The following is a 26,680-nucleotide window of genomic DNA, read 5'->3' as shown; positions in this document are numbered from 1 at the left end:
CACCTCAGAACGTGTTCACGCTCGCAGCAACCCTATCCGCATCAACCCGTGTTGCGCAGCCCTGCGGCAATCCCGTTGATGGAGATGTGGATACCCGTCTGCACGCGCTCGTCGCCCTGGCCCGCACGCCAGCGGCGCACCAGCTCCACCTGCAGGTGGTGCAGCGGGTCGATGTAGGGAAAGCGGTGCTTGATGGAGCGGGCCAGCGCCGTGTTGTGCGCCAGGCGCTGCTTGTCGCCGGTGATGCGGGTCAGCGCATCGGCCGTGCGCTGCCATTCGGCCTCGATGGCGCTGAACACCTTCTTGCGCAGGCGCGTGTCGGTTACCAGTTCGCTGTAGCGCGAGGCCAGGGCCAGGTCGCTCTTGGCCAGCACCATGTCCATGTTGGACAGCAGCGTGCGAAAAAACGGCCACTGGCGGTACATCCGCTGCAGCAAGGCCGTCTGGGTCTTGGGGTCCTTGCCTTCCATGTTGACAAAGGCCTCCACGGCGGCGCCAAAGCCATACCAGCCGGGCAGCGTGAGGCGGCACTGTCCCCAGCTGAAGCCCCAGGGAATGGCGCGCAGGTCTTCGATTTTCTGGCTGGCCTTGCGCGATGCCGGGCGCGAGCCAATGTTGAGCTCGGCAATCTCGCGGATCGGCGTGGAGTTGAAGAAGTAATCGGTAAAGCCCGGGGTTTCGTACACCAGCGCGCGGTAGGCGCCCATGCTGGCCTGCGAGAGCTGCGCGGCGGCATCCAGGAACGCCTTGGTGGCCGATTTGGTGGGCTGCAGCAGCGTGGCTTCGAGCGTGGCGGCGACCAGGGTTTCAAGGTTGCGCCGACCGATCTCGGGATTGGCGTACTTCGAGGCAATCACCTCGCCCTGTTCCGTCAGGCGGATCTGGCCGCGCACCGTGCCCGGCGGCTGGGCCAGGATGGCCTGGTAACTGGGGCCGCCGCCCCGCCCCACGGTGCCGCCGCGGCCATGGAACATGCGCAGCTGGATGCCATGGCTGGTGGCCAGCTCGTCAAACAGCTCCACCAGTGCGATCTCGGCACGGTACAGCTCCCAGTTGCTGGTGAAGATGCCGCCGTCCTTGTTGCTGTCGGAGTAGCCCAGCATGATGTCCTGCTCGCCACCGCTGCGCTGCACGAGCGCGGCCACACCCGGCAGGGCATAGAACTCGCGCATGATGGGCGCGGCGTTGCGCAGGTCTTCAATGGTCTCGAACAATGGCACCACGATGAGGTGGTTTTTCGACTCTGCATCGAGCGTGCCGTTCATCAGGCCCACTTCTTTTTGCAGCAACAGCACTTCAAGCAAATCGCTCACCGTTTCAGTGTGGCTGATGATGTAGTGGCGAATCGCCTCGTGGCCAAAGCGCTCACGCAGCACGCGGGCGGTTTCAAAAATGGCCAGCTCGCCCTGGGTGTGGGCGGAATACTGGGCGCCCACCACGCGCAGCGGGCGCGCGTCGTTGAGCAGCTTGATGAGCAGCGCGCGCTTGGCGGCCTCTTGCAGGCTGCTGTAGTTGGGCTCGATGCGCGCCGTGGCCAACAACTCGGCCACCACTTCTTCGTGCTTGTCGGAGCTTTGGCGCAGGTCCACCGTGGCCAGGTGAAAGCCAAACACCTCGACGGCGCGGATCAGCGGGTGCAGGCGCTCGGCCGCCAGGGCCTTGCCGTGGTGCGATTGCAGCGATGCCTCGATGACGCGCAGGTCGGCCAGAAATTCGTCCGCGCCGGCATAGGCGTTTTGCGGCGCCACGGCATGGCGGGCCGCATCGCCCCCCGTCAGGTCCTTGAGCGTGGCCGCCAGGCGTGCGTAGATGCCGGTCAGCGCGCGGCGATAGGGCTCGTCCTGCCGGTGCTCGCTGGTGTCGGGCGAGCGCTGGGCCAGCGCCTGCATCTCGGGCGACACGGCCACCAGGCGCGCCGACAACGACAGCTCGCCGCCCAGAAAGTGCACTTCGGTCAGGTAGTGGCGCAGCACCATGTCGGACTGGCTGCGCAGCGCGTATTGCAGGGTTTGCGCCGTCACGTTGGGGTTGCCATCGCGGTCGCCGCCGATCCACTGGCCCATGCGCAAAAAGCTGTGCACGGGGTACTGGCCCAGCTCGCGCTCCAGATCGGCATAGATCTTGGGAATCTCGCGCAAAAACGTGGCTTCGTAATACGACAGCGCATTCTCGATCTCGTCGGCCACGGTGAGCTTGCTGTAGCGCAGCAGGCGCGTTTGCCACAGCTGGGCCACGCGGGCGCGCAGCAGGGCTTCGTTGGCGGCCAGCTCGCGCGGGGTGAGTGCATCCTTGGCGCTGTTGTAAAGCTGGGCGCGCACCTGGATGTCGTCGCGCACCGCCAGCAGCTGGGCGATGTCGCGCTCGGCGTCCAGAATGCTTTTGCGCTGCACTTCGGTGGGGTGGGCGGTGAGCACCGGGGCCACATAGCTGCTGGCCAGCGTCTGTGCAATGGTCTTGGGCGCAATGCCCGCCCAGCGCAGGCGCGACAGGGCGACTTCGATGCTGCCCTCTTGCGTGTCGCCCGCGCGCTCGTGCACGGCGCGGCGGCGGATGTGGTGGCGGTCTTCGGCCAGGTTGGCCAGGTGACTGAAATAGGTGAAGGCGCGGATCACGCTCACCGTCTGGTCGCCCGACAGCGACTTGAGCAGCTTCTTGAGCGCGCGGTCGGCCTCCTGGTCGGCATCGCGCCGAAAGGCCACCGAGAGCTTGCGCACCTGCTCGACCAGCTCGTAGGCATCCACCCCTTCCTGCTCGCGGATCACGTCGCCCAGAATGCGCCCCAGCAGGCGGATGTCGTCTATCAGGGGTTGGTCCTTGTCGGCTCGCTTCATGGGTCTGTCTCCGGGTGGTGGGGTGGGCAGCCGGCCGCCGTCGGCCCACTGCGCAAGCCATTGCAGGCACCAGCCACCGGTGCGGGCGCGATGCTAGCATCGCCGCCTGCCCATGACTCCAAATAGGTGACGAACGTGAGCCCGACACAACAACTTCCCCTGGTGATCGCCACCCGCGAAAGCCGCCTGGCCCTGTGGCAAGCCGAGCATGTGCAGGCCCTGTTGCGCGCGCGCGGCCACAGCGTATCGCTGCTGGGCATGACCACCCAGGGCGACCAGATTCTCGACCGCAGCCTCTCCAAGGTGGGCGGCAAGGGCCTGTTCGTGAAAGAGCTGGAAGTGGCGCTTGAAGAGGGCCGCGCCCACATCGCCGTGCATTCGCTCAAAGACGTGCCCATGGAGCTGCCCAAAGGCTTTGCCCTGGCCTGCGTGATGGAGCGCGAAGACCCGCGCGACGCCTTTGTATCGCCCCGCCATGCGTCGCTCGACGCCCTGCCCCAGGGCGCGGTGGTGGGCACGTCCAGCCTGCGCCGCCAGGTGCTGCTGCAGGCGCTGCGGCCCGATCTGCGCATTGAGCCGCTGCGCGGCAACCTTGACACGCGCCTGCGCAAGCTCGACGAGGGCAACTACGACGCCATCGTGCTGGCGGCGGCGGGCCTCAAGCGCCTGGGCCTGCAAGAACGCATCCGCACCGAATTTGCCACCACCGACATGCTGCCCGCCGCAGGCCAGGGCGCCCTGGGCATCGAGATCCGCAGCGACCGGCAAGACCTGCTGGAGGCGCTGGCGCCGCTGGCCCACCAGGAAACCTGGCTCACCGTCACGGCCGAACGCGCCGTGAGCCGCGCCATGGGCGGCAGCTGCTCGATGCCGCTGGCGGCGCATGGCCGGCTGGTGCAGGGCACGCTGCACTTGGATGCCGCCTGGGGCGACCCCGACGGCAGTGCCCCACTGGTGCGCGCCAGCGCCAGCGCCCCGGTGGTCACGCTGGCGGACGCCGATGCCTTGGGCATCGCCATCGCCGCCCGCCTGCGGGCTGGTGGCGCCCGGGGCATGGACCCGGTGGCCGGCTGAGCCTGCGGTGGCCAGCGCCCGAATCATCGTCACACGACCAGCGCGCGAAGCCGCGCACTGGGTCGAACAACTGGGCGCGCGCGGCCATGCCGCCACGGCGCTGCCCCTGATCGCCATTGGCGCCTGCACCGACCCCGCTGCGCAGGCCGCGCTCGCCCAGGCCCGCGCACACCTCGACAGCTACCGTGCCGCCATGTTTGTCAGCGGCAACGCCGTGGAATGCTTTTTTACAAAAAATGAGTCAAAAGAGGCTCTAGCGCTTACAAATAAAGCGCCAATAGCTATCGAAACAAGAGCATGGGCGCCTGGCCCCGGAACCGTGCGGGCGCTGCTGCGCGCGGGGGTTTCCCGCGATTGCATCGACAGCCCGGCGCCCGACGCCATGCAGTTCGAATCGGAAACGCTGTGGCAGCAGGTGGCGCCACAGGTACGCGCGGGCGACCGCATTCTCATCGTGCGCGGCTGCGCCGCAGGGGCGGCGCCCGGCTCCGGCCAAGGCCGGGACTGGCTGGCGCGCCAGATCGAGCAGGCCGGCGCCACGGTGGATTTCGTGGTCGCCTACACCCGCGGCGCCCCGCACTTCACGCCCGAACAGACCGCGCTGGCCCACGCGGCCGCGGGCGACGGATCATGGTGGCTTTTGAGCAGCTCGGAGGCCCTCGCGCACCTGGCCAGCGCCGCGCCGGGCCTTGCGCTGCACGCAGCGCGCGCCCTGGCCACGCACCCGCGCATTGCGCAAGCCGCACGCGCCGCCGGATTTGGCCATGTGCAGGAATGCCGACCTGCATTGGAAGACGTGGTGGCCTCGATAGAATCGGCGGGATGAGCCCCGAGCCCCACACCGATCCGTCCGCTACAGCCGCCCCAGGCACCCCGGTGCCCGGCGCAGGCTCGGCGGCGGGCATCGCCCTCACCGCAACGCCACGGCACACCGGCACTTACCTGCTGGGTGCGGTGGCCCTTGCCACCATTGCCGCCTTGGTCAGCAGCGGGCTGTTGTGGCAAAAGCTGAACGCCATCCAGGAGCAACTCGCGCGCCAGTCGGCCGACGCGGGTGCCCAGGCCATCGAGGCTCGCACCATCGCGCGCCAGGCCGAAGAACTGGTGCGCGACACCGCCGCCCGCCTGTCCGTCACGGAAGCCCGTGTGAGCGAAGTGGCACTGCAACGCAGCCAGCTCGAAGAACTGATGCAAAGCCTGTCGCGCTCGCGCGACGAGAACCTGGTGGTCGATATCGAGTCGGCCATCCGCCTGGCACAACAGCAGGCCCAACTCACCGGCAGCCTCGAACCCCTGGTGGCCACCCTCAAAAGCGCCAACCAGCGCATCGAGCGCGCCGCCCAGCCCCGCCTGGCCCCTGTGCAGCGGGCCATCGACCGCGACCTGGAGCGGCTGACCCGCGCCACCGTGACCGACACCGCCGGCCTGCTGGCCCGTCTCGATGACCTGGTGCGCCAGGTGGACGAGCTGCCGGTGCAAAACGCCGTGGCACTGGCTGCGGCAACGCGCCGCCTGGCCGCCACCGTGCCCGCGCCGGGCGCAACCGTTTCGGCAGAGCAGCCCTGGTGGCAGACCACGCTGCAGCGCAGTTGGGAAGTGGTGCGCGACGAGGCCCGCAACCTGGTGCGCGTGAGCCGCATCGACCAGCCCGAGGCCATTTTGCTGGCGCCCGAGCAGACTTTCTTCCTGCGCGAGAACCTCAAGCTCAAGTTGCTCAATGCCCGACTGGGCGTTCTGGCGCGCCAGTTTGAATCGGCCCGCGCCGACCTCACCGCCGCCACGGCGGCGCTCAACAAATATTTCGACCCCGCCTCGCGCCGCACCCAGGCGGCAGCCGCCGTGCTGCAAACCGCCCAGGCCAGCATGAAGGCCGCCGAGCTGCCGCGCCTGGACGAAACCCTTTCCGCACTGGCCACGGCCGCTGCGGGTAGATGATGAAGCTCCCCCTGAGTCGCTTCGCGCCTTCCCCCTCTCTCGCTTCGCTGCGCGAGGCGGGAGGGGGACGCCCCCAGCGCGGCGGGGCGGCCCTTGCGCGGGGGCACTGGCCTGCGCTGCGCCCGTTTCACCGGCCGGCGCGCAGCGCTTTGGACTACTGATATGCGTGCTGCACTTTGGCTTTTGGCGTTGTTTGGCGTGGCCGTGGCCGCGGCCCTGTTTGCGGGCAACAACCAGGGCACCATTACGCTGTACTGGCCCCCCTATCGCATCGACCTGTCCCTGAACATGGTCGTGCTGCTGCTGGTGGGCGGATTTGTCACGGTGTACACGGCGCTGCATGCATTGGCCGCCCTGCTCGAATTGCCCCACCAGGCCCGCCGGTGGCGCGTGCAGCAAAAAGAGCGCGCCATGCACAGCGCCATGCTCGACGCCTTGACGCACATGCTTGCCGGCCGCTTCATCCGCTCGCGCAAAGCGGCCCTGGCCGCACTGACCCAGGAAGAAGCACTCTCCACCACCGGCGAAAAAGTGCCTCACGGCCACCACCTGAGGGCGCTGGCGCACATGGTGGCCGCCGAAAGCTCCCATGCGCTGCAGGACCGCCCCACACGCGAGCGCCATCTGCAGCAGGCCCTGGATCAGGCCCCGGCGCGTGGCACGGCACACGAGCAAGAGCTGCGCGAAGGCGTGCAGATGCGCGCCGCGCGTTGGTCGCTGGACGACCGCGATGCCGGCGCAACGCTCGAACAGCTGGCCGCCCTGCCCCAAGGCGCCGCACGGCGCACGCTGGCGCTGCGCATCAAGCTCAAAGCCAGCCGCCTGGCACGGCAGACCAACGACGCGCTGGACACTGCGCGCCTGCTGGGCAAGCACCATGCCTTCTCGGCGGACGCGGCGCACAGCATCGTGCGCGGCCTGGCCACCGAGCTCATCAGCAGCGCACACGACACAGCCCAGTTACAGCAGATCTGGCTGCAACTGGAGCCATCTGAGCGCGCCATGCCGGAACTGGCCATCCACGCCGCCCAGCGCCTGACAGCCCTCGGGGGCGAACCGGCCCAGGCGAGGGCCTGGCTGCTGCCAGTGTGGGAACGCATGATGAAGCTGCCCAACGATCTGCCGGACCACCAGGCGCTCAAACTGGTCCGGGCTCTCGAATCGGGTCTGGATACGCTGGATGCCACCTGGCTCGCGCGCATTGAATCGGCGCAGCTGGCCAACCCGCGCGACGCGCGCCTGCAATACCTGGCGGGCGTGGCCTGCCTGAAACGCGAACTGTGGGGCAAATCGCAGCAATTGCTGACGCAGGCCACCACGCGGTTGCCGGACGCCAGCCTGCGCGCCAGCGCCTGGCGCCATCTGGCCGAACTGGCAGAGCGGCGCAACGACGGCGACGCCGCCGCAGCAGCCTGGAAAAAAGCCGCCCTCGCGCATTGACACAGCGCTGACACCAGAGACCGACACCATGGTTGTCGGCCTTTTCCTTGGTGTCGCGTGGATGCAGAGCATTGGGGAACTTTGAGCGCAGCAGCCCACTCAGTTCAGTTATTTTGAACTGAGCCATCAATTCCCCTGAAGCACGCCGGCGCCGCAGCTTCATAAACTTGGTTCTTCGATTCACGGAGCTTGAAGGCCCAGCTTGCGCACCGCCCGCAACCTGGGGTTCCAGGCCGCTTTCACCGCTTTACCGAAATGCCGCTTTCCCATCACAGCCAGGCCCAGGCCGCCCCACGCTACACCCGCACTGCCATGCTGCTGCATTGGTTGCTGGGCATTGCGCTGGTCACCCTTTTTGGTGTCGGCCTGTACATGGCCGATCTGCCGTTTTCGCCCCAGCGCCTGAAGCTCTACAACTGGCACAAGTGGGCAGGGGTCAGCATCCTGGCACTGTCGCTGCTTCGCCTGGTCTGGCGGCTTGTGCATCGGCCACCGCAGTTGCCGGTACAGGTGGAAAAAGCCATGCCCCGATGGCAACAACTGGCGCACCACGGCGCGCACCACCTGCTGTACCTGCTGTTTTTCGCCGTGCCCTTGCTGGGCTGGGCCTACAGCTCGGCGGCGGGCTTTCCCCTCGTGCTTTTCGGGCTTTGGCAATTGCCCGACTTCGTTGCTGCCAGCCCAGAACTGGCCGATGCCCTGAAGCCGCTGCACAAGCTCAGCGCATTTGCCATGGCAGCCCTTGTGCTGGTGCATGTGGCGGCCGCGCTCAAGCACCATTTCATTGACCGCGACGGGCTGCTGCTGCGCATGCTGCCGGGCCGCCGCTGATCCCCGTTGCCCAACCCATCAGGAATATTTCCCCATGCAGATTGCTTCTTTCTTCTCCGCCCTGGTCGTTGGCAGCGCCGCCATGCTGGCCGCCCAGCCTGCGCTGGCCCAGCAAAAACTGGTGCCCGCCCAAAGCGAAGTGCAATTCACCGCACGCCAGATGGGCGTGCCGCTGGAAGGTCACTTCAAGAAATTTGACGCCCAGGTCAGCTTCGACCCCGCCAAGCTGGCCACGAGCAAGATCGCCTTCACGGTGGACACCGGCAGCGCCACCATGGGCTCACGCGAAACCGATGCCGAACTGCCCAAACCGACCTGGTTCAACGTGCCACAGTTTCCACAGGCCACGTTCCAGTCTGGCACCATCAAGGCCCTGGGCGCAGGCAAGTTCGAGGTGGCCGGCAAGCTCAGCATCAAGGGCGTGGCCCGCGATGTGGTGGTGCCCGTGACGCTGGTGCAAACCGGCGCCACCACCACGGCCACTGGCGTGCTGCCGCTCAAGCGCCTGGCATTCAAGATCGGCGAAAACGAATGGGCCGACACCTCCATGGTGGCCGATGATGTGCAGGTGAAATTCAAGCTCGCGCTAACCGGCGTGGGCAAGCTCTGATCGATTTTTTCCCTCCCCCCTTTTTTCCATCCTTTTCATCCAGGAGTTCTTTGATGCGCAAATCCCTTTTCGTCCTCGCTGCCACTGCCGTTCTGGCCACTGCCGCCCACGCAGCACCCGCCAACTACGCCATTGACCCCACGCACACCTTTGCCACCTTCGAGATCGGCCACTTTGGCGCGTCCGTGAACCGCGGCCGCTTTGACAAGAAGGAAGGCACCGTGCAGTTCGACAAGGCCGGCAAGAACGGCAAGGTCGATATCACCTTCGACGTCGCCTCCCTGAACACCGGCACCGCTGCTTTTGACAAGCATGTGCTGAGCGCCGAAATTCTGGACGCCGCCAAGCACCCCACGGCCACGTTTACCTCGGACAAGTTCCACTTCAATGGCGACAAGGTCACCGCCGTGGACGGCAAGCTGACGCTGCTGGGCAAAACCCAGCCCGTCACGCTCAAGGCCAACCAGTTTGCCTGCTACGACAACCCCATGCTCAAGCGCGAAGTGTGCGGTGGCGACTTTGAAACCACCATCGACCGCACGGCCTTTGGCGTGAACTACGGCATCGACTGGGGCTTCCCCAAGAACGTGCGCCTGGTGCTGCAGATCGAAGCCGTCAAGCAATAAACTCCGGGGCCCTGCGGGGCTGATGCAGGCGCCCTACCCCACCGGGGCGGGCGCCTTTTTTCTTCACTTTCAAGGCCACTTCTCATGCACATTGATCTTTCCGGAAAAACCGTCCTCGTCACGGGCGCCAGCGCCGGCATTGGCCTGGCCATTGCGCGTGGACTGGCCCAGGCCGGTGCCCGTGTGACCCTGAGCGCCCGCGATGCCGGGCGCCTGAACGCCGCCGTGACCGCCTTGCAGGCCGACGGCCTGCAAGCCCAGGGCATTGCCGCCGATCTGGCCACGGCAGCGGGCTGCCAGGCCCTGATCGCGGCGCTGCCCGACACCGACATCCTGGTCAACAACCTGGGCATCTACGGCACGCAGGATTTTTTTGCCATCAGCGATGCCGACTGGGAAAACTTCTTCCAGACCAATGTGATGAGCGGCCTGCGCCTGTCGCGCCACTACGCGCAGGGCATGAAGGCACGCGGCTGGGGCCGCATCCAGTTTATCTCCAGCGAATCGGCCGTCAACATCCCGGCCGACATGGTGCACTACGGCGTCAGCAAGTCGGCCGTGCAGGGCCTGTCGCGCGGGCTGGCCAAGGTGCTGGCGGGCAGCGGCGTCACGGTCAACACCATCCTCCCCGGCCCTACGCGCACCGAAGGCGTGGTGGACTTCATGGACAACCTGGCGCGCGAACAAGGCATTACGGTGGCCGAGATGGAAGTGCGCTTCTTCCGCGAAAACCGCCCCTCCAGCCTGATTGGCCGCTTTGCCACCCCCGAAGAAGTGGCCAACCTGTGCGTCTATACCGCCTCGCCCCAGGCCAGCGCCACCACCGGCGCGGCCCTGCGCGTGGAAGGCGGGATTGTCGAGAGCATTCTCTGATCCGGCACCTGCAGCGCCAAAAGCACGCCACCGGCAAGATTTTTTCGCTCTGTTTTTAATAGCTACTGGCGCTTGCTGATAAAGCGCTAGCGGCAAAAAACACCGAAAATGGCGCAGCACAGTCGGTCGGCGCGGGCAGGCCGGTAAAATCATCGCATCCCGCCCCAGTCAACCTGACGGCATCCTTTGGGGATGCCGTTTTCATTTGCGATCCCGCCATGAGCGACACCACTGCACAACCCGGCCTCGACAGCCTCTCCAAGTCCTTCGAACCCGCCGCGCTGGAAGCCCACTGGGGCCCCGAATGGGAGAAACGCGGCTATGGCACCGCAGGCCACCGCGGCACGGGCGCGCCAGTGGCGGGCGAGCCCGCGTTTTCCATCCAGCTGCCGCCCCCCAACGTGACGGGCACGCTGCACATGGGCCATGCGTTCAACCAGACGATCATGGACAGCCTCACGCGCTACCACCGCATGCGCGGCTTCAACACCGTCTGGGTGCCCGGCACCGACCACGCCGGCATCGCCACGCAGATCGTGGTGGAGCGCCAGCTGCAGGAACTTGGCATCAGCCGCCACGACATGGGCCCCACGCCCCCCGAGGCGCGCAAGAACTTCGTTGCCAAGGTGTGGGAGTGGAAGGAAAAATCGGGCAACACCATTACCACGCAAATGCGCCGCATGGGCGACAGCGTGGACTGGAGCCGCGAGTACTTCACCATGGACGACAAGCTCAGCCAGGTCGTCACCGAAACCTTTGTGCGCCTGTACGAGCAGGGACTGATCTACCGCGGCAAGCGCCTCGTGAACTGGGACCCGAAGCTGCAGTCCGCCGTGTCCGACCTGGAAGTCGAGAACGAAGAAAAAGACGGCTCGCTGTGGCACATCGCCTACCCCCTGACCGATGGATCGGGCAGCCTGACGGTGGCCACCACCCGGCCTGAAACCATGCTGGGCGACGTGGCGCTGATGGTGCACCCCGAAGACACGCGCTACACCCACCTGATCGGCAAGATGGTCAACCTGCCGCTGTGCGACCGCCAGATTCCGGTGATCGCTGACGAGTACGTGGACAAGGAATTCGGCACCGGCGTGGTGAAGGTGACGCCTGCGCACGACCAGAACGACTATGCCGTGGGCCAGCGCCACAAGCTGCCCATGATCGTGGTGCTGACCCTGCAAGCCACCATCAACGAGAACGCCCCCGCCAAGTACCAGGGCATGGACCGCTTCGTGGCCCGCAAGGCCGTGGTGGCCGACCTGGAAGCCATCGGCGCGCTGGTCGAGGTGAAGAAGCACAAGCTCATGGTGCCGATTTGCACCCGCACCGGCCAAGTGGTCGAGCCCATGCTGACCGACCAGTGGTTCGTGGCCATGAGCAAGGTGTCAGACCAGGACCCCACCGGCAAGAGCATCGCGCAAAAGGCCATCGACGCGGTAGCCACCGGCCAGGTGAGCTTCGTGCCCGAGAACTGGGTCAACACCTACAACCAGTGGATGAACAACATCCAGGACTGGTGCATCAGCCGCCAGCTGTGGTGGGGCCACCAGATCCCGGCGTGGTACGACGAAGACGGCAACGTGATCGTGGCCCGCAACGAAGCCGAGGCCCAGGCCAAGGCGCCGGGCAAGACGCTGCGCCGCGACGAGGACGTGCTCGACACCTGGTATTCGTCCGCGCTGGTGCCCTTCAGCACCATGGGCTGGCCTGAAGCCGTTCGGGCTGAGCCTGTCGAAGCCGGAGCCCACGCTTCGACAAGCTCAGCGCGAACGGGTGTTTCGGATTTCGACCTGTACCTGCCCAGCACCGTGCTGGTCACGGGCTACGACATCATCTTCTTCTGGGTCGCCCGGATGATCATGATGACCACGCACTTCACCGGCCGCGTGCCGTTCAGGCATGTCTACATCCACGGCCTGGTGCGCGACGCGCAGGGTAAAAAGATGAGCAAGAGTGAGGGCAACGTGCTCGACCCCGTGGACCTGATCGACGGCATTGCGCTGGAGCCCCTGCTCGACAAGCGCACCACCGGCCTGCGCAAGCCCGAGACCGCGCCCACCGTGCGCAAGAACACGCAAAAGGAGTTCCCAGACGGCATTCCAGCCTATGGCGCCGATGCGCTGCGTTTCACCTTCGCAGCCTTGGCCAGCCTGGGCAGGTCTATCAATTTTGATAGCAAGCGCTGCGAAGGCTACCGCAACTTCTGTAACAAGCTCTGGAACGCCAGCCGATTCGTGCTGATGAACTGCGAGGGTCAGGACTGCGGCCTGCAAGAGCACACCAAGGAGCAATGCCAGAGCGGCGGCGCGTTCGAGGGCTACCTGGACTTCAGCCAGTGCGACCGCTGGATCAGCTCGCAACTGCAAAAGGTCGAGGCCGAAGTGGCCAAGGGCTTTGCCGAGTACCGCCTCGACAATGTGGCCAACACGGTCTATGACTTCGTCTGGAACGAGTTCTGCGACTGGTACCTGGAAATCGCCAAGGTGCAGATCCAGACTGGAAACGCCGCCCAGCAACGCGCCACGCGCCGCACGCTGATCCGCACCCTCGAAGCCATCCTGCGCCTGGCCCACCCCATCATTCCGTTCATCACCGAAGAACTGTGGCAAAAGGTGGCGCCTGTGGCAGGTTTGAAAGGCGACTCGGTCAGCATTGCCCGCTACCCCCAGGCCCAGCCCGAAAAAATCGACGAGGAATCCATCGCCCACATGGGCCGCGTCAAAGCCCTGGTGGACGCCTGCCGCGCCCTGCGTGGCGAGATGAACGTGTCGCCCTCCACCCGCCTGCCGCTGTATGTGGTGGGCGACACCGACTTCATGCGCGGCGTGGCCCCGGTGCTGCAGGCCCTGGCCAAGCTCAGCGAGGTCAAGGTGTTCGACGACGAAGCCGCCTGGGCCGCCGCCGCACAGGCCGCCCCCGTGGCCGTGGTGGGCGAGGCCCGCATGTGCCTTTACATGGAGATCGACGTGGCGGCCGAAAAAGTGCGCCTGTCCAAGGAAATCGCGCGCATCGACGGCGAGGTCACCAAGGCCAACAACAAGCTGTCCAACGAAGCCTTCGTGGCCAAAGCGCCTGCCGCCGTGATCGACCAGGAGAAAAAGCGCATTGCCGACTTTGGCTCCACCCTCACCCGCCTGCGCGACCAGCTGGCCCGCCTGGGCTGAGCCACCTCTGCTTCCATCCACCCTGCAATCGCACCATGATCCAGCCCAACAACACCCCCGTTCGCAAAGCCGTGTTTCCTGTCGCAGGCCTCGGCACCCGCTTTCTGCCGGCCACCAAGGCATCGCCCAAGGAAATGCTGCCCGTGGTGGACAAGCCGCTGATCCAGTACGCTGTGGAAGAAGCCTACGCCGCCGGCATCCGCCACATGATCTTCGTGACCGGGCGCAGCAAGCGCGCCATCGAAGACCATTTCGACACCGCCTACGAACTGGAGGCCGAACTGGAGGCCGCCGGCAAGAATGAACTGCTGGACCTGGTGCGCTCCATCCAGCCCAGCGACATGGACTGCGCCTTTGTGCGCCAGCCCCGCTCGCTGGGCCTGGGCCATGCCGTGCTGTGCGCCGAACCGCTGGTGGGGAACGAGCCCTTTGCCGTGCTGCTGGCCGACGATCTGATGGTGGGCCCGCCGGGCGGCGAACCCGTACTGGCACAGATGGCCACGGCGTTCCGCCAGCAGGGGCGGTCGGTGATTGCCGTGCAGGAGGTGCCACTCGATCAGGTCCACCGCTATGGCGTCGTAGCCGGCGAGTCCGCCGGCGGGCCGCTGATCCGCATTGAGCGCATCGTCGAAAAACCCAAGGCCGACGTGGCGCCCTCGCGCATGGGCGTGGCTGGCCGCTACATCCTCACGCCCGGCATCTTCAACGAAATCCGCAACCAGCCCCGCGGCGTGGGCGGCGAAATCCAGCTGACCGACGGCATTGCCCGCCTCTTGCAAAACGAGGCCGTGTACGCCTTTCAATACCAGGGCAAGCGCTACGACTGCGGCAGCAAGGAAGGCTTTCTGGAAGCCACGGTAGAGCTGGCCCTGCAGCACCCGCAGGTGGGTGCATCGTTCCGCGAATACCTCAAGGCATTGGCACCGTAACTCTCACCGCTTCACTTTCGATAGCTGTCAGCGCTTGCCAGATAAGCGCTGGCAGCTATTTTTACTAGCGGCGCCGCAGAACGTGGATGTATTCTGACCCCACCGTCTGCTGCTCCACCAGCTCGTTGCCGGTCTGCTTGGCAAACGCCTGGAAGTCGCGCAGCGAGCCGCTGTCGGTGGCCAGCACCTTGAGCAGCTGGCCACTGGCCATGTCGGCCAGGGCCTTCTTGGCCTTGAGAATGGGCAAAGGGCAGTTCAGGCCCCGGGTGTCGATTTCTTTGTTGATTTCCATGGTCATCAATCCTTTGGCAACAGCGGTTGTTCGTCCAGTCCGCGCCGCCGTTCCGCATTTTCTTCGGCCGTAAAAAACACCGGCTCGTGTCCCCGCGTACGCAGCCAGTCTGCCAGTGCATAACCGGTGCCCGCAGGCCAGCATTTCAGGTCTGGCAGATCGTACAGCCGGTAGTCCACCAGCTCGGGCGACAGGCGCACCTCACCCTCGGCCACCACATGGTAGGCAATGATGATCTGGTTCATGCGCAAAAACTCATAGGCGCCCACCAGCGTGGTGGCGCGCACATCGAGGTTGGTTTCTTCTTTGACCTCGCGCGCAATGCCGTCCTGCGGCGACTCGCCGGCCTCCATGAAGCCGGTGATCAGCGCAAACATCTTGCCCGGCCAGGCCGCGTTGCGGGCCAGCAGCACCTTGCCGCCCACCTCGACAATGGCCGCCAGCACCGGCGTGGGGTTGTTCCAGTGCGTCCAGCCGCAGGCCGGGCAACGCAGCCGCTCCTTGTCGCCGCCATCTTCGGCCAGGGTAATGGGCAGCAGGGCGGCACCGCAGTGGGTGCAGTGGCGGGCTTCGTAGTTCATTTACTATTATTTTTATAGCTACTAGCGCTTATCCATCAAGCGCCAGCAGCCGATTTCATTAATATCCGGCGCCAGCGACCGGCCCGGTCGCATCACGCAGGAAACACGCCGGTGGAGAGATAGCGGTCCCCCCGGTCGCACACGATGAACACGATGGTGGCATTGCTCTCACGCTGCGCGATCTGCTGCGCCACCCAGCATGCGCCCGCCGCCGAAATGCCCGCAAATATGCCTTCCTCGCGCGCCAGGCGGCGGCACATTTCCTCTGCGTTGTCCTGGCTGACGTAAACCAATTCGTCCACCGTGCTCGCGTCGTAAATCTTGGGCAGGTATTCCTGCGGCCACTTGCGGATGCCCGGAATGCGCGAGCCCTCTTCGGGCTGCGCCCCAATGATCTGGATGGCCGGGTTCTTCTCTTTGAGAAAACGCGACACCCCGGTGATGGTGCCCGTGGTGCCCATGGCGCTCACAAAATGGGTGATGCGCCCGCCCGTCTGCTCCCACAGCTCGGGGCCGGTGGTTTCATAGTGGATGCGCGGGTTGTCGGGGTTTCCAAACTGGTCCAGCACCTTGCCCTCACCGCGTTTTTGCATGGCTTCAGCCAAATCACGCGCGTGCTCCATGCCGCCACTCTTGGGCGTGAGCACCAGCTCGGCCCCAAAGGCCTTCATGGTCTGCGCCCGCTCGATCGACAAATCCTCGGGCATCACCAGCACCATGCGGTAGCCCTTGATGGCCGCCGCCATGGCCAGCGCAATGCCCGTATTGCCGGATGTGGCCTCGATAAGCGTGTCGCCTGGACGGATCTCGCCGCGCTCTTCGGCCCGGCGAATCATCGACAGCGCAGGCCTGTCTTTCACCGAGCCCGCGGGGTTATTGCCCTCCAGCTTGCCCAGCACCACGTTGCCGCGCGCGGCGTTGTCCTGTGCCCCAATGCGCTGCAGCGCTGCCAGGGGCGTGTTGCCAATGGCGTCTTCAATCGTCGGATATTTCATGCACCCTACTGTGCCATAATTTGCGTCTTCACAAATTACCCGCCCGGGTGGTGAAATTGGTAGACGCAGGGGACTCAAAAAGAGGTTTGTGTACCTTTTTTTGAAATTCGTGAACACCACGCAACACTAGGCGGGATAATGGTTTGCGGCGACTGGTCGAATAGAGACCCAAAGGGCTTGTTGAGACCTAGGAGCCAAATAGGAGCCACGGCGAAAAGCCAAGAGGCAGCAAGTAGAATTGAGACGTTGATCTGACATATTGAGCCTGCGGCGAGATGGAAGATCAACCACGGTTGAACAGAAAATTCTGGCCCAGTCCAGAGAATTCAAAGCCCGGGTGGTGAAATTGGTAGACGCAGGGGACTCAGACCAAATTTGAGCCCTCTTGAAGAAATTCTTGAGGTGAAGCCCGTCAAACTCGGCGAAGGCCCTGGACGCAAGTCCGAGCTAATACCGAGCCAAGCCGCTTTTTGAAAAAGAAGCGGAAGGTGTAGAGAGCAGACGGCGGGCACCTAAAGCGCGAAAGCGCTATGGTGAAGGCGTGCTCCAGACCACGAACGCCGTTCCTTTGGGAACGTCGGCGGCGAAAGCCGAAGTGGTAAGAAAATCCCCCGCCGCAAGGCGTGCCGGTTCGATTCCGGCCCCGGGCACCACCACAGGCCCTTCCAGCGATGGAAGGGCCTATTTTTTTGTACCTCATTCAGGGAGCGCATCAACTCTGATTGCGCCAGTTGAGCCGTTGGCAGCTCGCCTTCGAGTCAAGGCGTCTGGCCCGGCAGCATGCTGCTTCTTGAATCCTCGATCCCGCATGATGAACGATTCCAGCATATGCGGAATCAGCGTGACAGCATCGACCGGCTCACCATAGGCCTGTGCATGCAGCGCGGCGTACCGCTCCAGATCAGCCTTCAATGCCGTCGTCAGCACAATGGTCAACTTCACCGTTTCAGTCTTGGGCAGCGGCCCCAACCGCAGCTTGCTGACAGACGTACTCATTGCGAAAACCCTCTCACAAAGAACAAAGGCTGATAGGGCCGCAAAACCAAATCCTTGCTCACCATCACACGCATCGGAAACCCAGGCCGAATCGTCAGTGTCGGTTGAATGCTCATATTCCGCTTGGTAATCTCCTGACCAACCTGGTTCACCGTGTCCTGCGCGCCCTGCCGTATGGCGACAATCACCTTGCCATCGCTACCACCGCGATCCGGCGCCGCCAGTTCGGCACCCACACCCAGCAGCGTGGACAGCGCCGCACCCGCAAGAATCCGGTCCCAATGCCAATCAACACCATCCTCCAGCCCTGCATAACCCGCAGGGTCAATCCCCGGCAAACGGTCCAGTGCAATCGACGACGTATCTGGCAGGATCAACCGCGTCCACACCAGCAACACCCGCCGCTGCCCAAATGACACCTGGCTGTCATAGCGCCCAATCAGCCTTGACCCCTGTGGAATCAGCAGATAGCGCCCCGTGGCCGTGTCGTAAACCGCCTCCGTCACATTGGCGATGACCTGCCCCGGCAAGTCAGAATTAATACCCGTCACCAGCGCAGCCGGAATGACAGTCCCTGCCATCACCTGGTAAGGCGAAGCAGGCATCTGCAGACTGGCCAGATTGCGCGTAGCCGTGTCGCTCGCATTCGCGACGAAAGCTGCCTTCTGCTCCTGCCGATTCTGCGCAGCGGTCGGGTCAACTGCCTGAGCAGTGGCAGACGTCGGTGTCATTGGATTGAACGGCTGGTTGCCTGACACCGATACGGATGGACTGCCAGCCGAAGCAGTGGTCACAGTGGCTGCTGACTTGGCACCATTGCCACTGCTCCTAAAAAACACCGTAGAGCGCGCTGCCTCCTCCGCATCACGCAGCCGCGTCAAACGATCCGCATGCGCTGGATCGTTATACGCCGCCGATACATTCGCTTGGCGCTGGCGCTCGGCACTGAGGATGGCCGGCCCCAAATCACCCGGCAGCGGCTCCCCCAACACAGGTATGGTGGGTTTAACCGGCACCGGAATCTTCGAATAGTCTTTGGGCAACTGGTCTAGGCTCTCGGCCCGCGAGACGCGATCCACGTTGTACAACTCGGTGGCCGGGTTACGCTCACGCTTGTGAGTCTGCAGCGACCACAAGGTGCCTCCGAGCACGGCAGCGGCCAGCGTGCCCGCACCAAGCGCCAGCATGCGCCGGTTCAGCCGTACCACCGGACGCGGCGGCGCACGCAGGGTCATGCTGTCCGGATCGACCTTGGGGGGCACCGGCGTGTCAGCCTGCGGTGTGGCGGGCGTACTCATGCTCAATTCCTCCGTTCCGCGCTGGCAACGCCATCAGTACGTTCGATGCGCACCACCTGGGCCTTGTCTGCCCCAAGTCGCAGCTCGGCCGCACCGAACAACCGGTCTACCACGTAGTACGGTGAACGGAAGCGATAGTTCACCAACTGTCCATCGCCCTGCGGCCCAATCACGAACAGCGGCGGCAACTCCCCCTGCGCAATACCCCCAGGAAACTGGATGTACACCCGCTGCCCGTCGTCAAAAGCACGCAGCGGCTTCCACGGCGGACTGTCACCCGTGATCGCATAGCGGAACCTGATCTGCTCCAGCGACAAACCAGAATCGACCGGTGCAGTTGCCTGAGCCTGCTGCGCCTGCTTCTGCAAGGCCAACATCCGATCCTTCGGGTAATCCCAGGACACCGAAGCCATCCAGGCCTGCGGCGTCGAAGACAGCTCCAGCAGGTACATGCGCCGGTTCGTAGTGATGACCAGGTTCGTCTTCAGACCGGTACGGGTGGGTTTCACCAGTACCGTCACACGCAAGCTGGCCCCTGAGCCGCTGGCCGTGTCGCCAACAACCCAACGCACCGTGTCTCCCGCTGACACCGTCACCAGCTCCTCGCCCTCCTGCAGCGCGACGACCGTGACCCGGCCCGGACTTGTGTAGACCTGGTACAGCGCGCCATCGGCATAGGGCCAGACCTGGATGGCATTGACGTAGCCCTCGCGGCTCGGTGCCACACGCGCTTCCAGATTGGCCCGTGAGACGCGAACCTTCTCGTCAGCAGCTTCCGGCACACCCTTTGTCTCCGCTTCTGCCGATATCGGCTTTAACTGCGCTGGCAGTGGCAGCGGTTCAGGCAGCGTCACGACCTCGATGGGTTTGGGCAGCTCAGGCAGCAGGTGCGCGGCCACGGGCTCATCCAGTGTGATGGTGGGCGGCGGTTTGCCGTGTGTGGCACAGCCGGTGATGGTCGCCAGGGTGGCGACCATCACCAACGGCAAAGCGTAAATACGGATCAATGGTTTCATGGTTTTACTCCTTGTGTCGCTTCGAGTTCACGGCTCCAGGACAGGCCGTTGACATAAATGCCCAGTGGATTGCGGCGCAAACGCTCTTCGGTCCGGGGCGGTTGCAGCACCACCGACACCACTGCCGTCCAGCGTTCCGTGCCCGAGGGCGCACCATTCGAATAGCTTCGCTCAATCCAGCGCATCTGGAACGAAGATTCGCTGGCACGGACCACGCTCGTGACTTCCACCGAAACAGAGTTCTGCCCGATGTGGGCAAACGGGTCGTTGGCGCGGGCATAGTCGTTCAGCGTGGCCGCACCTTTGTCGGTGGTGTACTCATAGGCTTCAAGCCAGTTCTGCCGCACCACGATGGGATCGATTGACAGTGAACGTACGTCGGTGAGAAAGCGCGCCAGGTGATAGGCGATCTGCGCATCGTTCGGTTTGTACGGCGTGGCCGCTTCACCGACGGCCCGCACCTGCCCCGCGCTGTCGACCTCGACGACATACGGTGTCACGATGGACTGTGCGGATCGCCAGACCAAGCCACCCGCCATCAGCAAAGCCAGCGACAGGCAACCGAAGGCCATCAGCCGCCAGTTCTTGGCCTGCACACGGGCGTTGCCGATGCGGTTGTCCCAGACCTGCGCAGCAGCCTGGTAGGGGGTGACGGGCTCGGGCGTGTCCGAGTAGCGCACCTGGGGTCGTTTGAATAACATAAAGTGATCTCCTTAATGGTTGGAGTCGTCGCGCAGGCTCGGACTGGCTCCGCCCCCGCCGTGGTCACCGGAGCGAAGCGTGTGCGCAGCGGTAGAAACCCCGTGTGAGAGACGCTGATTGCGTTGCAGGCGCTTCGCCCAGGCCGGTGCAGGCGGTGGCGTGTCGGAGGTCGTTGCGTTGGCGCCAGTTGTGGCAGTTGTGGCAATTGTGGCTGAAGCCGGTGCAGCCGAATCAGATACAGCCGATGCAACGCGGTCCTTGACGGCCTTGGCGCCAGCCGCAACCCGCTGGCCAACAGCACTCGCACCACTCTTCGCCACATTGGCAAATCCAGCACCCGCAGCGCCTACACCGCCCCCACCTGATGCGGAGGCACCCGCCTGGTAGGCCGACTTCGCGCCAGCAGCCATCGAGCTTGCCAAACGAGCCGCGCTGGCACCACCCCCAACAACCGCACGTGCCGCCCCAGGTGCCATGCGCGCACCAGCGGCTACGGCTGCACCGCCTGTGGCAATCGCCGCGCCACCGGCCACAGCCAGACCCGCAGCACCCAGCACGGTTCCCGCTGCAGCACCGGCTCCCAACTGCGGCGCGCCCGATACCAGCCCGGTCGCGATGCCGGGACCAAAGATGCCCAAACCCAGCAGCGTGAGCGAAGCCAGCATGATGACCAGCGCATGGTCAATCGATGGTTCCGTCCCCGGTGGCGTCTGGAACTCCGCAAACAAGCCAGAGCCAATACCGACGATCACGGCCAACACCAGCACCTTGATGCCCGACGACACCACGTTGCCCAGCACCCGCTCCGCCAGGAAAGCCGTCTTGTTCCACAGAGCAAAAGGCACCAGCACAAAACCCGCCAGCGTCGTCAGCTTGAACTCGATCAGCGTCACAAACAGCTGAACCGCCAGCACAAAGAAGCTCACAATCACCACCAGCCAAGCCAGGAACAGCACGCTGATGACGTCCAGGTTGGCGAACACCTCGGGGAAACCGGTCAGGTCGCTGATCTGCGCCATGAGGGGCCGCCCCGCATCCACACCGGCTTGCGCGAGCCGTCCCGGCTGCAGCAACTGCGCCTGGGTCATCGTGGAACCAGATGCCACCAACCCAAGCCCCGCAAACGAGCGGAACAGGATGCCCGCCAGGTTATTGAAGTTGCCGATGATGAAGGCAAAGGCTCCGACATAGAGAACCTTCTTGACCAGCTTGGCTATCACGTCGTCACCACCCCCACTGGCATGGCTCATAGCCCAGAACAGGCCTGCCAGCGTCATGTCGATACCGACCAGCGTGGCCGTCAAGAACGCCACCTCGCCATGCAGCAGTCCGAAGCCCGAATCGATGTAGCGCGAGAAGACGTCCAGAAAGCGGTCGATGACCGACAGATCGTTCATAACGGTCAATCCTTCGAGGTGGCCGGTGGCGTCGGTTTCGGCACGGGATCGTTCACGTAAGGCGACTTGCCATCCCCCATGAAGCGCCGCCGCGTGGCCTCGGACACCGCAGCGCAGACGGCATCCCCCACCTTGGCATGGTCAGCCTTGCACTGGGCGCGAAGCTCTTTCAGGCGCTCAGGATTCACAACCAGTGATTCCACGGTGTCGGTCGATGCCGACTTGCCGCAGCCCGTTATCAACGATATCGACAACACGAAGGAAATAATCAGAAGTTGTTTCATGGTGATCCCCTCAGTTGCTGTAAAAGTTGACCGTGTACGGGGTGTAAGGCGTACCTTCACCCTGAAACCGCCGACGTACCTCGCGCGCCCGCTCCTGCACCGCCACCTGCCGCGCCTGCTCCAGGGCGGTCGCCCGGTCCTGCGTGATTTGCAACTGCTGCGCCTGAATCGCCTGGCGGGCTTGCAAGGCCAACAGCTGGTTGGTTGCTTGCGTGGCCTGCAGCGCACCGACAGCCGACTGGCTGCGATTCACCAAGTCCGTCAGCGTCTGCTCGTCGGACCTGAAGTTCTGCACCGCCTGCGACTGCACCTGCGTCGCAGTCCGCAGCGCCTCCAGCGAGTTGCGCCAGCGCTGCCGTGCATCCAGCGCCATCTGACCGCCTGAGGTAGATGCGGAATACGCATTCGGATAAAGCCGTGAAAACTCCCCGTCCATCTGCGACACATTGAAAGCCATCCCCTGCGCCTGCTGGATCAACTGGTTCGTCGCGGACAGCGCAGACCGCAACTCGGCCAGTGCGCTGAAATTCAGACCCGTCAGGTTCTTGGTCTGGTTCATCAGCATCTGCGCCTCGTTCTGCAACTGCCGGATCTGGTTGTTGATCTGCTCCAGCGTGCGCGCGGCGGTCAGGATGTTCTGGGAATAGTTGGACGGATCGAACACCACCCACTGCGCCTGAGCAGCAGGCATGGCGGTCACAAGCAACGCCGTAGCAACCGCCAGCAAAGTCTTCTTCATGGTGATTTCTCCTGAGGGATTGACGGTGAGGGCGAAAACGGAGGAAACGACGGAATCAGGTCTGCCGCCCAGTCCAGACCCCGATGACGCAACCATTCACTTGCGAAGTCCGCAGGCGGAGCGGATGCCGACACCGCATCCATGGCGCGCTGGTCCTCGGGCTTGGCTGCACCAGCAAACGCCAGCGCCACCGGCCCGAGTCCCAAATCAAAGACCCGGTTGCCCAGCCGAGACTGGTAGTAGTAGTCCCGTTTGGGCTGCGCCTGCGCGACGATGTCGATCTGTCGGCTGTTGAGTCCAAAACCTTCGTAGATGACGCGAATCTGCGGTTCGGTGGCCTGCGGATTTGGCAGAAAAATGCGACTCGCACAGCTCTCGATGATGGCCGGGGCGATGGCCGAATCCTTGATGTCCGCCAGCGACTGCGTCGCAAAGATCACCGACACATTCTTCTTGCGCAAGGTCTTGAGCCACTGGCGGATGCGCGATGCAAACACCGGGTCGTCCAGGAACAGCCAGGCTTCGTCCAGGATCAACAGCGTCGGAGCCCCATCAAAGCGTTCCTCGAAGCGCGCGAACAAATAACCCAGCACGGCCAGCATCGCTGCCTTGCTGTGCATCAGCTCTTCCATCTCGAAACCCTGCACGTCAGCGGTGCCAAGCCGGTCTGAATCCGCATCGAGTAGTTTGCCGTGCGCGCCGCCCAGCACATAGGGCTGTAGGGCCTGGCGCAAGGCGTTGGATTGCAGCAGAACCGACAGGCCCGTCATGGTGCGCTGATTGACCGGCGCACTGGCCAAACTGTTCAAAGCCGACCACACCGCGTCCTTCTCGGATGGGCTGACCGGGACGCCTTCGTGAATCAAACGCCCGGCTATCCACTCCGCCGCCCAGGCACGATAGCCGTCCTGGTCAATATGCGCCAGAGGCTGAAAAGCGATGGCAGCGCCTGCCCCTCCATCATTGCCGAGGTCGTAATGCTCCCCACCCAGCCCGAGGATGGTGGCGCGAATGGAGCGCCCCATGTCGAAGGCCAGAATGCGTGAACCGGCATAACGACGGAACTGCATGGCTAACGTGGCTAACAGCACCGACTTGCCCATGCCGATGGGGCCAACTACCAGCGTATTGCCCACGTCGCCGATGTGCGTGACCAGCCGGAACGGCGTCGCGCCATCGGTGCGCGTCACGATCAGTGGCGGTCCATCCAGATGCGCATTGCGCTCCTGCCCGGCCCAGACTGCCGACACCGGCATCATGTGGGCCAGGTTCAGGGTCGAGACAATGGGCTGACGCACATTGGCGTAGGCGTGCCCCGGAATCGAAGACAGCCAGGCATCGACCGCATTGAGGGTTTCCGGGATCGTCACAAAACCCCGGCCCTGAATGGTTCGCTCCACGGCGCGCAACTTCTCGTCAGCAGCCGTGGCATCCGCATCCATCACCGTGACCGTCGCCGTGACATACCCAAAAGAAACCTGGTCGCTGCCCAGCTCCTGTAGCGCCGCATCAGCATCCGTCGCCTTGTTCGACGCATCGGAATCGACCAGCGGGCTTTCCTGCTGGAAGATGGTCTCGCGCAGCAGCGCGACGATGTTCTTGCGCTTGGCAAACCACTGGCGGCGCAAGCGCGTCAGTTCTTTCTCGGCTTCTGCCTTGTCCAGGCACAGGAAACGCGTGCTCCAGCGGTAGGCAAAACCCAGACGGTTCAGGTCATCCAGTAAACCCGGCCAGGTCGAGGTCGGAAAGCCGCGCACCGACAGCACACGCAGGTGCTGATTCCCAAGCATGGGCGCAAGCCCGCCCGTCAACGGCTCATCGGCCAATAGCGCGTCCAGGTGCATCGGCACCTCGGGCACGGCCACCGGATGCCGGCGCGTGGACACACAGCCATGCAGATAGGTCAAGGTCTGGCTGTCGTCCAGCCAGGCAACCTCGGGCATCACCCCTTCGAGCAAACCAAAGAAGCGTTCCGTTTCCGACACAAAGCCTTCCAGGCGCCCTCTCCAATTCGGCCAGTCCACGCCCTCGGCCTTGGTGTTCTCGTACAGCAGTTTGGCGGCACGCGCCTGAGACTCCTCAGGTGGCAGATACAGCAGCGTCAGGTGGTAAGCGCTCTCGAAGTGGCTGTCAGCCTCCTCGAAAGCCGCCCGGCGCTCTTCATCGATCAACCAGGACAGCGGCTCCGGGAAAGAAGATTCGGGATAGTCCGCCGCTTCGCGTCGCTCGGCCTCCACGAACAAGGCCCAGCCCGACCCCAAGCGGCGAAGCGCATTGTTCAGCCGCGCAGAGGTCGCGACCAGCTCGCCCTGCGTCGCGCTGTCCAGGTCCGGCCCCCGGAAACGCGCCGTGCGCTGGAACGAGCCATCCTTGTTCAGCACGACACCCGGTGCGACCAGCCCGGCCCAGGGCAGCCAGTCGGCCAGCAAGGCCGGGCGCTTGCGGTATTCGGCGAGGTGCATCATGGTCGTGACCTCATGCGTCCAGCAGCACGCGGTGCTTGATGTGCCGTGCAAAGACCTGCATGAATTGGGGATCCAGGCGTGCGCCCCAGACCGCCAGTGAGTGGCCAATGACCCACAGCGCGATACCTGGCAGCCAGAGCTGCAAGCCCAGTCCCACCGCAGCAGCCAACGTACCGTTGGCAATCGCCACGGTGCGTGGCGCACCACCCAGCAGGATCGGCTCGGTCAGCGACCGGTGCAGCGGCACCTCAAAGCCCGGGGTGTTGGCCGTGATGGCACTCATGTCAGCACCGCTCCACCCGAGAAGCTGAAGAAAGTCAGGAAGAATGACGACGCGGCAAACGCAATCGACAGCCCGAACACGATCTGCACCAGCTTCCGAAATCCGCCGCTGCTATCGCCAAACGCCAGCGTCAGACCGGTGGTAATGATGATGATCACCGCCACAATGCGGGCCACCGGTCCCTGAACCGATTCGAGGATGGACTGTAGCGGTGCCTCCCACGGCATGTTCGAGCCGGCGGCATGGGCGGGCATGGCGATAGCCAGCAGCAGCGCCGTGATGGCAGCAGCCTGGAGGACTGGCTTTACGGAAATACGTGAAGTCGTCATGACGATTCTCCGGTGGTGGGTAAGTGGGGCGATGGGATGGAAGGGAACGAAGGCATCAGATCGGCGCTGAGCTGGTAGCCATGGCTGTCAAAGCCGACGACCCGCGCAATCTCCTGCACGCGCCGATGACGTCCGCGACCGGCGATGAAGACAATGACATTGACCGCCTCGGCAATCAGCGCGCGGGGAACGGTGACGGAGACCTCCTGGATCAGTTGCTCCAGCCGGACCAAGGCACCATGGGCTGAACCGGCGTGCACGGTGGCAATGCCGCCCGGATGCCCGGTACCCCATATCTTGATCAGGTCCAGCGCCTCTCCCCCGCGTACTTCGCCAACCACCACCCGATCAGGCCGCAATCGCAATGTGGCGCGCACGAGGTCGGCCATGGTGCTGACACCCGGTTCAGTGCGCATGCAGACATGGTCGTCGGAGCGGCATTGCAGTTCCACCGTGTCTTCGAGAATCATGACCCGATCGCCAGTATCGGCAATCTCGTCCAGCAGCGCGTTGGCCAGCGTGGTCTTACCGGTACTGGTGCCGCCACATACAACAATGTTGAGCCGCTCACGCACGGCAGCACGGAGAAATCCGGCCTGGGCCTCGGTCAGGATGCCGTCGACCACGTAATGGTTCAGCGTCATGATGCGCAACGCCCGCTTGCGGATCGCAAACGAGGGCGCGCGTACCACTGGGGGCAGAACCCCCAGGAAGCGCTCCCCGGTCTCGGGCAATTCAGCCGACAGAATGGGCGCCCCGGCATTCACCTCGGCCCGCACGTGCGCTGCCACCAGGCGGATGATCCGCTCGGCCACGGCTGGCGGCAGCGTCGTTCCAGTCGGGGCACGACCTGAGCCCAGCCGGTCCAGCCACAGCGAGCCGTCCGGGTTCAGCAGAACTTCCACGACTTCCGGGTCTTCCAGTGCCGCTGCAATCTCCGGCCCCATTGCGGTGCGCAGCATCCGTATGCGGCGCTCCAATGAGACGGCG

The 26,680-nt window shown here is 64.3% G+C and carries 25 protein-coding genes; 10 read left to right on the top strand and 15 right to left on the bottom strand.

All coding sequences use genetic code 11. The annotated features are described in order from the left end of the window. Window positions 1-41: 41 nt before the first annotated feature. A complete protein-coding gene (gene ppc / locus J8G26_RS09840) occupies window positions 42-2,831 on the bottom strand; it encodes a phosphoenolpyruvate carboxylase (RefSeq protein WP_210568803.1) in 2,790 nt (929 codons plus the stop codon). A 135-nt stretch (window positions 2,832-2,966) separates the two neighbouring features. Here ppc and hemC point away from each other — a divergent pair, with 135 nt between their 5' ends. From hemC to galU, 10 genes are all read left to right on the top strand, one after another. Next, a complete protein-coding gene (gene hemC / locus J8G26_RS09835; RefSeq protein ID WP_210568802.1) occupies window positions 2,967-3,905 on the top strand; it encodes a hydroxymethylbilane synthase in 939 nt (312 codons plus the stop codon). A gap of 7 nt (window positions 3,906-3,912) precedes the next feature. Then, window positions 3,913-4,731, top strand: a complete 819-nt coding sequence (locus J8G26_RS09830) for a uroporphyrinogen-III synthase (RefSeq protein WP_349238315.1) — start codon at window positions 3,913-3,915, stop codon at window positions 4,729-4,731. Continuing rightward, window positions 4,728-5,840: a uroporphyrinogen-III C-methyltransferase gene (locus tag J8G26_RS09825; RefSeq protein ID WP_210568800.1), complete on the top strand. Its 1,113-nt coding sequence runs from the start codon at window positions 4,728-4,730 to the stop codon at window positions 5,838-5,840. The genes J8G26_RS09830 and J8G26_RS09825 overlap by 4 nt, the downstream gene beginning before the upstream one ends. Before the next feature lie 162 nt (window positions 5,841-6,002). Next, window positions 6,003-7,280: a heme biosynthesis HemY N-terminal domain-containing protein gene (locus tag J8G26_RS09820; protein ID WP_210568799.1), complete on the top strand. Its 1,278-nt coding sequence runs from the start codon at window positions 6,003-6,005 to the stop codon at window positions 7,278-7,280. 255 nt (window positions 7,281-7,535) lie between these two features. Next, window positions 7,536-8,111, top strand: coding sequence for a cytochrome b (locus J8G26_RS09815; RefSeq protein ID WP_210568798.1), 576 nt, complete (start codon window positions 7,536-7,538; stop codon window positions 8,109-8,111). A 34-nt stretch (window positions 8,112-8,145) separates the two neighbouring features. After that, window positions 8,146-8,721: a YceI family protein gene (locus J8G26_RS09810; protein WP_210568797.1), complete on the top strand. Its 576-nt coding sequence runs from the start codon at window positions 8,146-8,148 to the stop codon at window positions 8,719-8,721. Between the two features lie 53 nt (window positions 8,722-8,774). After that, the gene (locus tag J8G26_RS09805; protein ID WP_210568796.1) at window positions 8,775-9,347 is read left to right on the top strand and encodes a YceI family protein; all 573 of its coding nucleotides are present in this window, start codon (window positions 8,775-8,777) and stop codon (window positions 9,345-9,347) included. An 84-nt stretch (window positions 9,348-9,431) separates the two neighbouring features. Further along, complete coding sequence (locus J8G26_RS09800; protein ID WP_210568795.1) at window positions 9,432-10,220, top strand: SDR family oxidoreductase; 789 nt, start codon at window positions 9,432-9,434, stop codon at window positions 10,218-10,220. Window positions 10,221-10,438: 218 nt separating this feature from the next. After that, on the top strand, window positions 10,439-13,384 hold the full coding sequence (locus tag J8G26_RS09795; protein ID WP_210568794.1) for a valine--tRNA ligase: 2,946 nt from the start codon (window positions 10,439-10,441) through the stop codon (window positions 13,382-13,384). Window positions 13,385-13,419: 35 nt separating this feature from the next. Further along, the gene (gene galU, locus J8G26_RS09790) at window positions 13,420-14,313 is read left to right on the top strand and encodes a UTP--glucose-1-phosphate uridylyltransferase GalU (RefSeq protein WP_210568793.1); all 894 of its coding nucleotides are present in this window, start codon (window positions 13,420-13,422) and stop codon (window positions 14,311-14,313) included. Window positions 14,314-14,377: 64 nt separating this feature from the next. On the opposite strand, the gene J8G26_RS09785 is transcribed toward galU, so the two are convergent. From J8G26_RS09785 to trbB, 14 genes are all read right to left on the bottom strand, one after another. After that, window positions 14,378-14,605, bottom strand: a complete 228-nt coding sequence (locus tag J8G26_RS09785) for a sulfurtransferase TusA family protein (protein WP_210568792.1) — start codon at window positions 14,603-14,605, stop codon at window positions 14,378-14,380. Window positions 14,606-14,610: 5 nt separating this feature from the next. After that, window positions 14,611-15,186 (bottom strand): NUDIX domain-containing protein, encoded by a 576-nt coding sequence (locus J8G26_RS09780; protein WP_210568791.1) that lies wholly within the window; start codon window positions 15,184-15,186, stop codon window positions 14,611-14,613. Window positions 15,187-15,278: 92 nt separating this feature from the next. Further along, the gene (cysM, locus tag J8G26_RS09775) at window positions 15,279-16,181 is read right to left on the bottom strand and encodes a cysteine synthase CysM (RefSeq protein ID WP_210568790.1); all 903 of its coding nucleotides are present in this window, start codon (window positions 16,179-16,181) and stop codon (window positions 15,279-15,281) included. Between the two features lie 696 nt (window positions 16,182-16,877). Then, window positions 16,878-17,177, bottom strand: coding sequence for a DUF2274 domain-containing protein (locus tag J8G26_RS09770; RefSeq protein ID WP_086911755.1), 300 nt, complete (start codon window positions 17,175-17,177; stop codon window positions 16,878-16,880). After that, window positions 17,174-18,475: a TrbI/VirB10 family protein gene (locus J8G26_RS09765; RefSeq protein WP_210568789.1), complete on the bottom strand. Its 1,302-nt coding sequence runs from the start codon at window positions 18,473-18,475 to the stop codon at window positions 17,174-17,176. Before J8G26_RS09765 ends, J8G26_RS09770 begins: the two co-directional genes overlap by 4 nt. Before the next feature lie 2 nt (window positions 18,476-18,477). After that, on the bottom strand, window positions 18,478-19,491 hold the full coding sequence (trbG, locus tag J8G26_RS09760; protein ID WP_086911753.1) for a P-type conjugative transfer protein TrbG: 1,014 nt from the start codon (window positions 19,489-19,491) through the stop codon (window positions 18,478-18,480). Beyond that, window positions 19,488-20,192, bottom strand: coding sequence for a conjugal transfer protein TrbF (gene trbF, locus J8G26_RS09755; protein ID WP_086911752.1), 705 nt, complete (start codon window positions 20,190-20,192; stop codon window positions 19,488-19,490). The genes trbG and trbF overlap by 4 nt, the downstream gene beginning before the upstream one ends. Window positions 20,193-20,204: 12 nt before the next feature. Beyond that, the gene (gene trbL / locus J8G26_RS09750; RefSeq protein ID WP_086911751.1) at window positions 20,205-21,590 is read right to left on the bottom strand and encodes a P-type conjugative transfer protein TrbL; all 1,386 of its coding nucleotides are present in this window, start codon (window positions 21,588-21,590) and stop codon (window positions 20,205-20,207) included. A gap of 5 nt (window positions 21,591-21,595) precedes the next feature. Then, window positions 21,596-21,874 carry an EexN family lipoprotein gene (locus J8G26_RS09745; RefSeq protein WP_086911750.1) on the bottom strand — a complete coding sequence of 93 codons (279 nt, stop codon included), beginning with the start codon at window positions 21,872-21,874 and terminating at the stop codon, window positions 21,596-21,598. 10 nt (window positions 21,875-21,884) lie between these two features. Then, window positions 21,885-22,613, bottom strand: a complete 729-nt coding sequence (gene trbJ / locus J8G26_RS09740; RefSeq protein WP_086911749.1) for a P-type conjugative transfer protein TrbJ — start codon at window positions 22,611-22,613, stop codon at window positions 21,885-21,887. Next, entirely contained in the window at window positions 22,610-25,078 is a 2,469-nt protein-coding gene (trbE, locus tag J8G26_RS09735; RefSeq protein WP_086911748.1) for a conjugal transfer protein TrbE, read from the bottom strand. The genes trbJ and trbE overlap by 4 nt, the downstream gene beginning before the upstream one ends. Before the next feature lie 10 nt (window positions 25,079-25,088). Beyond that, a complete protein-coding gene (locus J8G26_RS09730) occupies window positions 25,089-25,361 on the bottom strand; it encodes a VirB3 family type IV secretion system protein (RefSeq protein WP_086911747.1) in 273 nt (90 codons plus the stop codon). Beyond that, window positions 25,358-25,690: a TrbC/VirB2 family protein gene (locus J8G26_RS09725; RefSeq protein ID WP_086911746.1), complete on the bottom strand. Its 333-nt coding sequence runs from the start codon at window positions 25,688-25,690 to the stop codon at window positions 25,358-25,360. The genes J8G26_RS09730 and J8G26_RS09725 overlap by 4 nt, the downstream gene beginning before the upstream one ends. Further along, on the bottom strand, window positions 25,687-26,652 hold the full coding sequence (gene trbB, locus J8G26_RS09720; RefSeq protein WP_210568858.1) for a P-type conjugative transfer ATPase TrbB: 966 nt from the start codon (window positions 26,650-26,652) through the stop codon (window positions 25,687-25,689). The genes J8G26_RS09725 and trbB overlap by 4 nt, the downstream gene beginning before the upstream one ends. Between the last annotated feature and the right edge of the window lie 28 nt (window positions 26,653-26,680).

The organism is Acidovorax sp. JG5 (assembly GCF_017939685.1).
Classification (GTDB): domain Bacteria; phylum Pseudomonadota; class Gammaproteobacteria; order Burkholderiales; family Burkholderiaceae_C; genus Acidovorax.
The sequence above is the reverse complement of the archived record's forward strand: the minus strand, read 5'-3'. Positions and strand labels throughout refer to the sequence as shown.

Excerpts from the sequence above, each read along its gene's own strand:
- J8G26_RS09825 (WP_210568800.1), top strand. The coding sequence starts at position 4,728 with ATGAGCCCCGAGCCCCACACCGATCCGTCCGCTACAGCCGCCCCAGGC.
- J8G26_RS09725 (WP_086911746.1), bottom strand. The coding sequence starts at position 25,690 with ATGACGACTTCACGTATTTCCGTAAAGCCAGTCCTCCAGGCTGCTGCC.
- J8G26_RS09730 (WP_086911747.1), bottom strand. The coding sequence starts at position 25,361 with ATGAGTGCCATCACGGCCAACACCCCGGGCTTTGAGGTGCCGCTGCAC.
- J8G26_RS09820 (WP_210568799.1), top strand. The coding sequence starts at position 6,003 with ATGCGTGCTGCACTTTGGCTTTTGGCGTTGTTTGGCGTGGCCGTGGCC.
- J8G26_RS09770 (WP_086911755.1), bottom strand. The coding sequence starts at position 17,177 with ATGAGTACGTCTGTCAGCAAGCTGCGGTTGGGGCCGCTGCCCAAGACT.
- J8G26_RS09765 (WP_210568789.1), bottom strand. The coding sequence starts at position 18,475 with ATGAGTACGCCCGCCACACCGCAGGCTGACACGCCGGTGCCCCCCAAG.
- ppc (WP_210568803.1), bottom strand. The coding sequence starts at position 2,831 with ATGAAGCGAGCCGACAAGGACCAACCCCTGATAGACGACATCCGCCTG.
- trbJ (WP_086911749.1), bottom strand. The coding sequence starts at position 22,613 with ATGAAGAAGACTTTGCTGGCGGTTGCTACGGCGTTGCTTGTGACCGCC.
- trbF (WP_086911752.1), bottom strand. The coding sequence starts at position 20,192 with ATGTTATTCAAACGACCCCAGGTGCGCTACTCGGACACGCCCGAGCCC.
- J8G26_RS09815 (WP_210568798.1), top strand. The coding sequence starts at position 7,536 with ATGCCGCTTTCCCATCACAGCCAGGCCCAGGCCGCCCCACGCTACACC.
- J8G26_RS09780 (WP_210568791.1), bottom strand. The coding sequence starts at position 15,186 with ATGAACTACGAAGCCCGCCACTGCACCCACTGCGGTGCCGCCCTGCTG.
- galU (WP_210568793.1), top strand. The coding sequence starts at position 13,420 with ATGATCCAGCCCAACAACACCCCCGTTCGCAAAGCCGTGTTTCCTGTC.
- J8G26_RS09745 (WP_086911750.1), bottom strand. The coding sequence starts at position 21,874 with ATGAAACAACTTCTGATTATTTCCTTCGTGTTGTCGATATCGTTGATA.
- J8G26_RS09795 (WP_210568794.1), top strand. The coding sequence starts at position 10,439 with ATGAGCGACACCACTGCACAACCCGGCCTCGACAGCCTCTCCAAGTCC.
- J8G26_RS09810 (WP_210568797.1), top strand. The coding sequence starts at position 8,146 with ATGCAGATTGCTTCTTTCTTCTCCGCCCTGGTCGTTGGCAGCGCCGCC.
- J8G26_RS09785 (WP_210568792.1), bottom strand. The coding sequence starts at position 14,605 with ATGGAAATCAACAAAGAAATCGACACCCGGGGCCTGAACTGCCCTTTG.
- J8G26_RS09800 (WP_210568795.1), top strand. The coding sequence starts at position 9,432 with ATGCACATTGATCTTTCCGGAAAAACCGTCCTCGTCACGGGCGCCAGC.
- trbB (WP_210568858.1), bottom strand. The coding sequence starts at position 26,652 with ATGCTGCGCACCGCAATGGGGCCGGAGATTGCAGCGGCACTGGAAGAC.
- cysM (WP_210568790.1), bottom strand. The coding sequence starts at position 16,181 with ATGAAATATCCGACGATTGAAGACGCCATTGGCAACACGCCCCTGGCA.
- J8G26_RS09805 (WP_210568796.1), top strand. The coding sequence starts at position 8,775 with ATGCGCAAATCCCTTTTCGTCCTCGCTGCCACTGCCGTTCTGGCCACT.
- trbE (WP_086911748.1), bottom strand. The coding sequence starts at position 25,078 with ATGATGCACCTCGCCGAATACCGCAAGCGCCCGGCCTTGCTGGCCGAC.
- trbL (WP_086911751.1), bottom strand. The coding sequence starts at position 21,590 with ATGAACGATCTGTCGGTCATCGACCGCTTTCTGGACGTCTTCTCGCGC.
- trbG (WP_086911753.1), bottom strand. The coding sequence starts at position 19,491 with ATGAAACCATTGATCCGTATTTACGCTTTGCCGTTGGTGATGGTCGCC.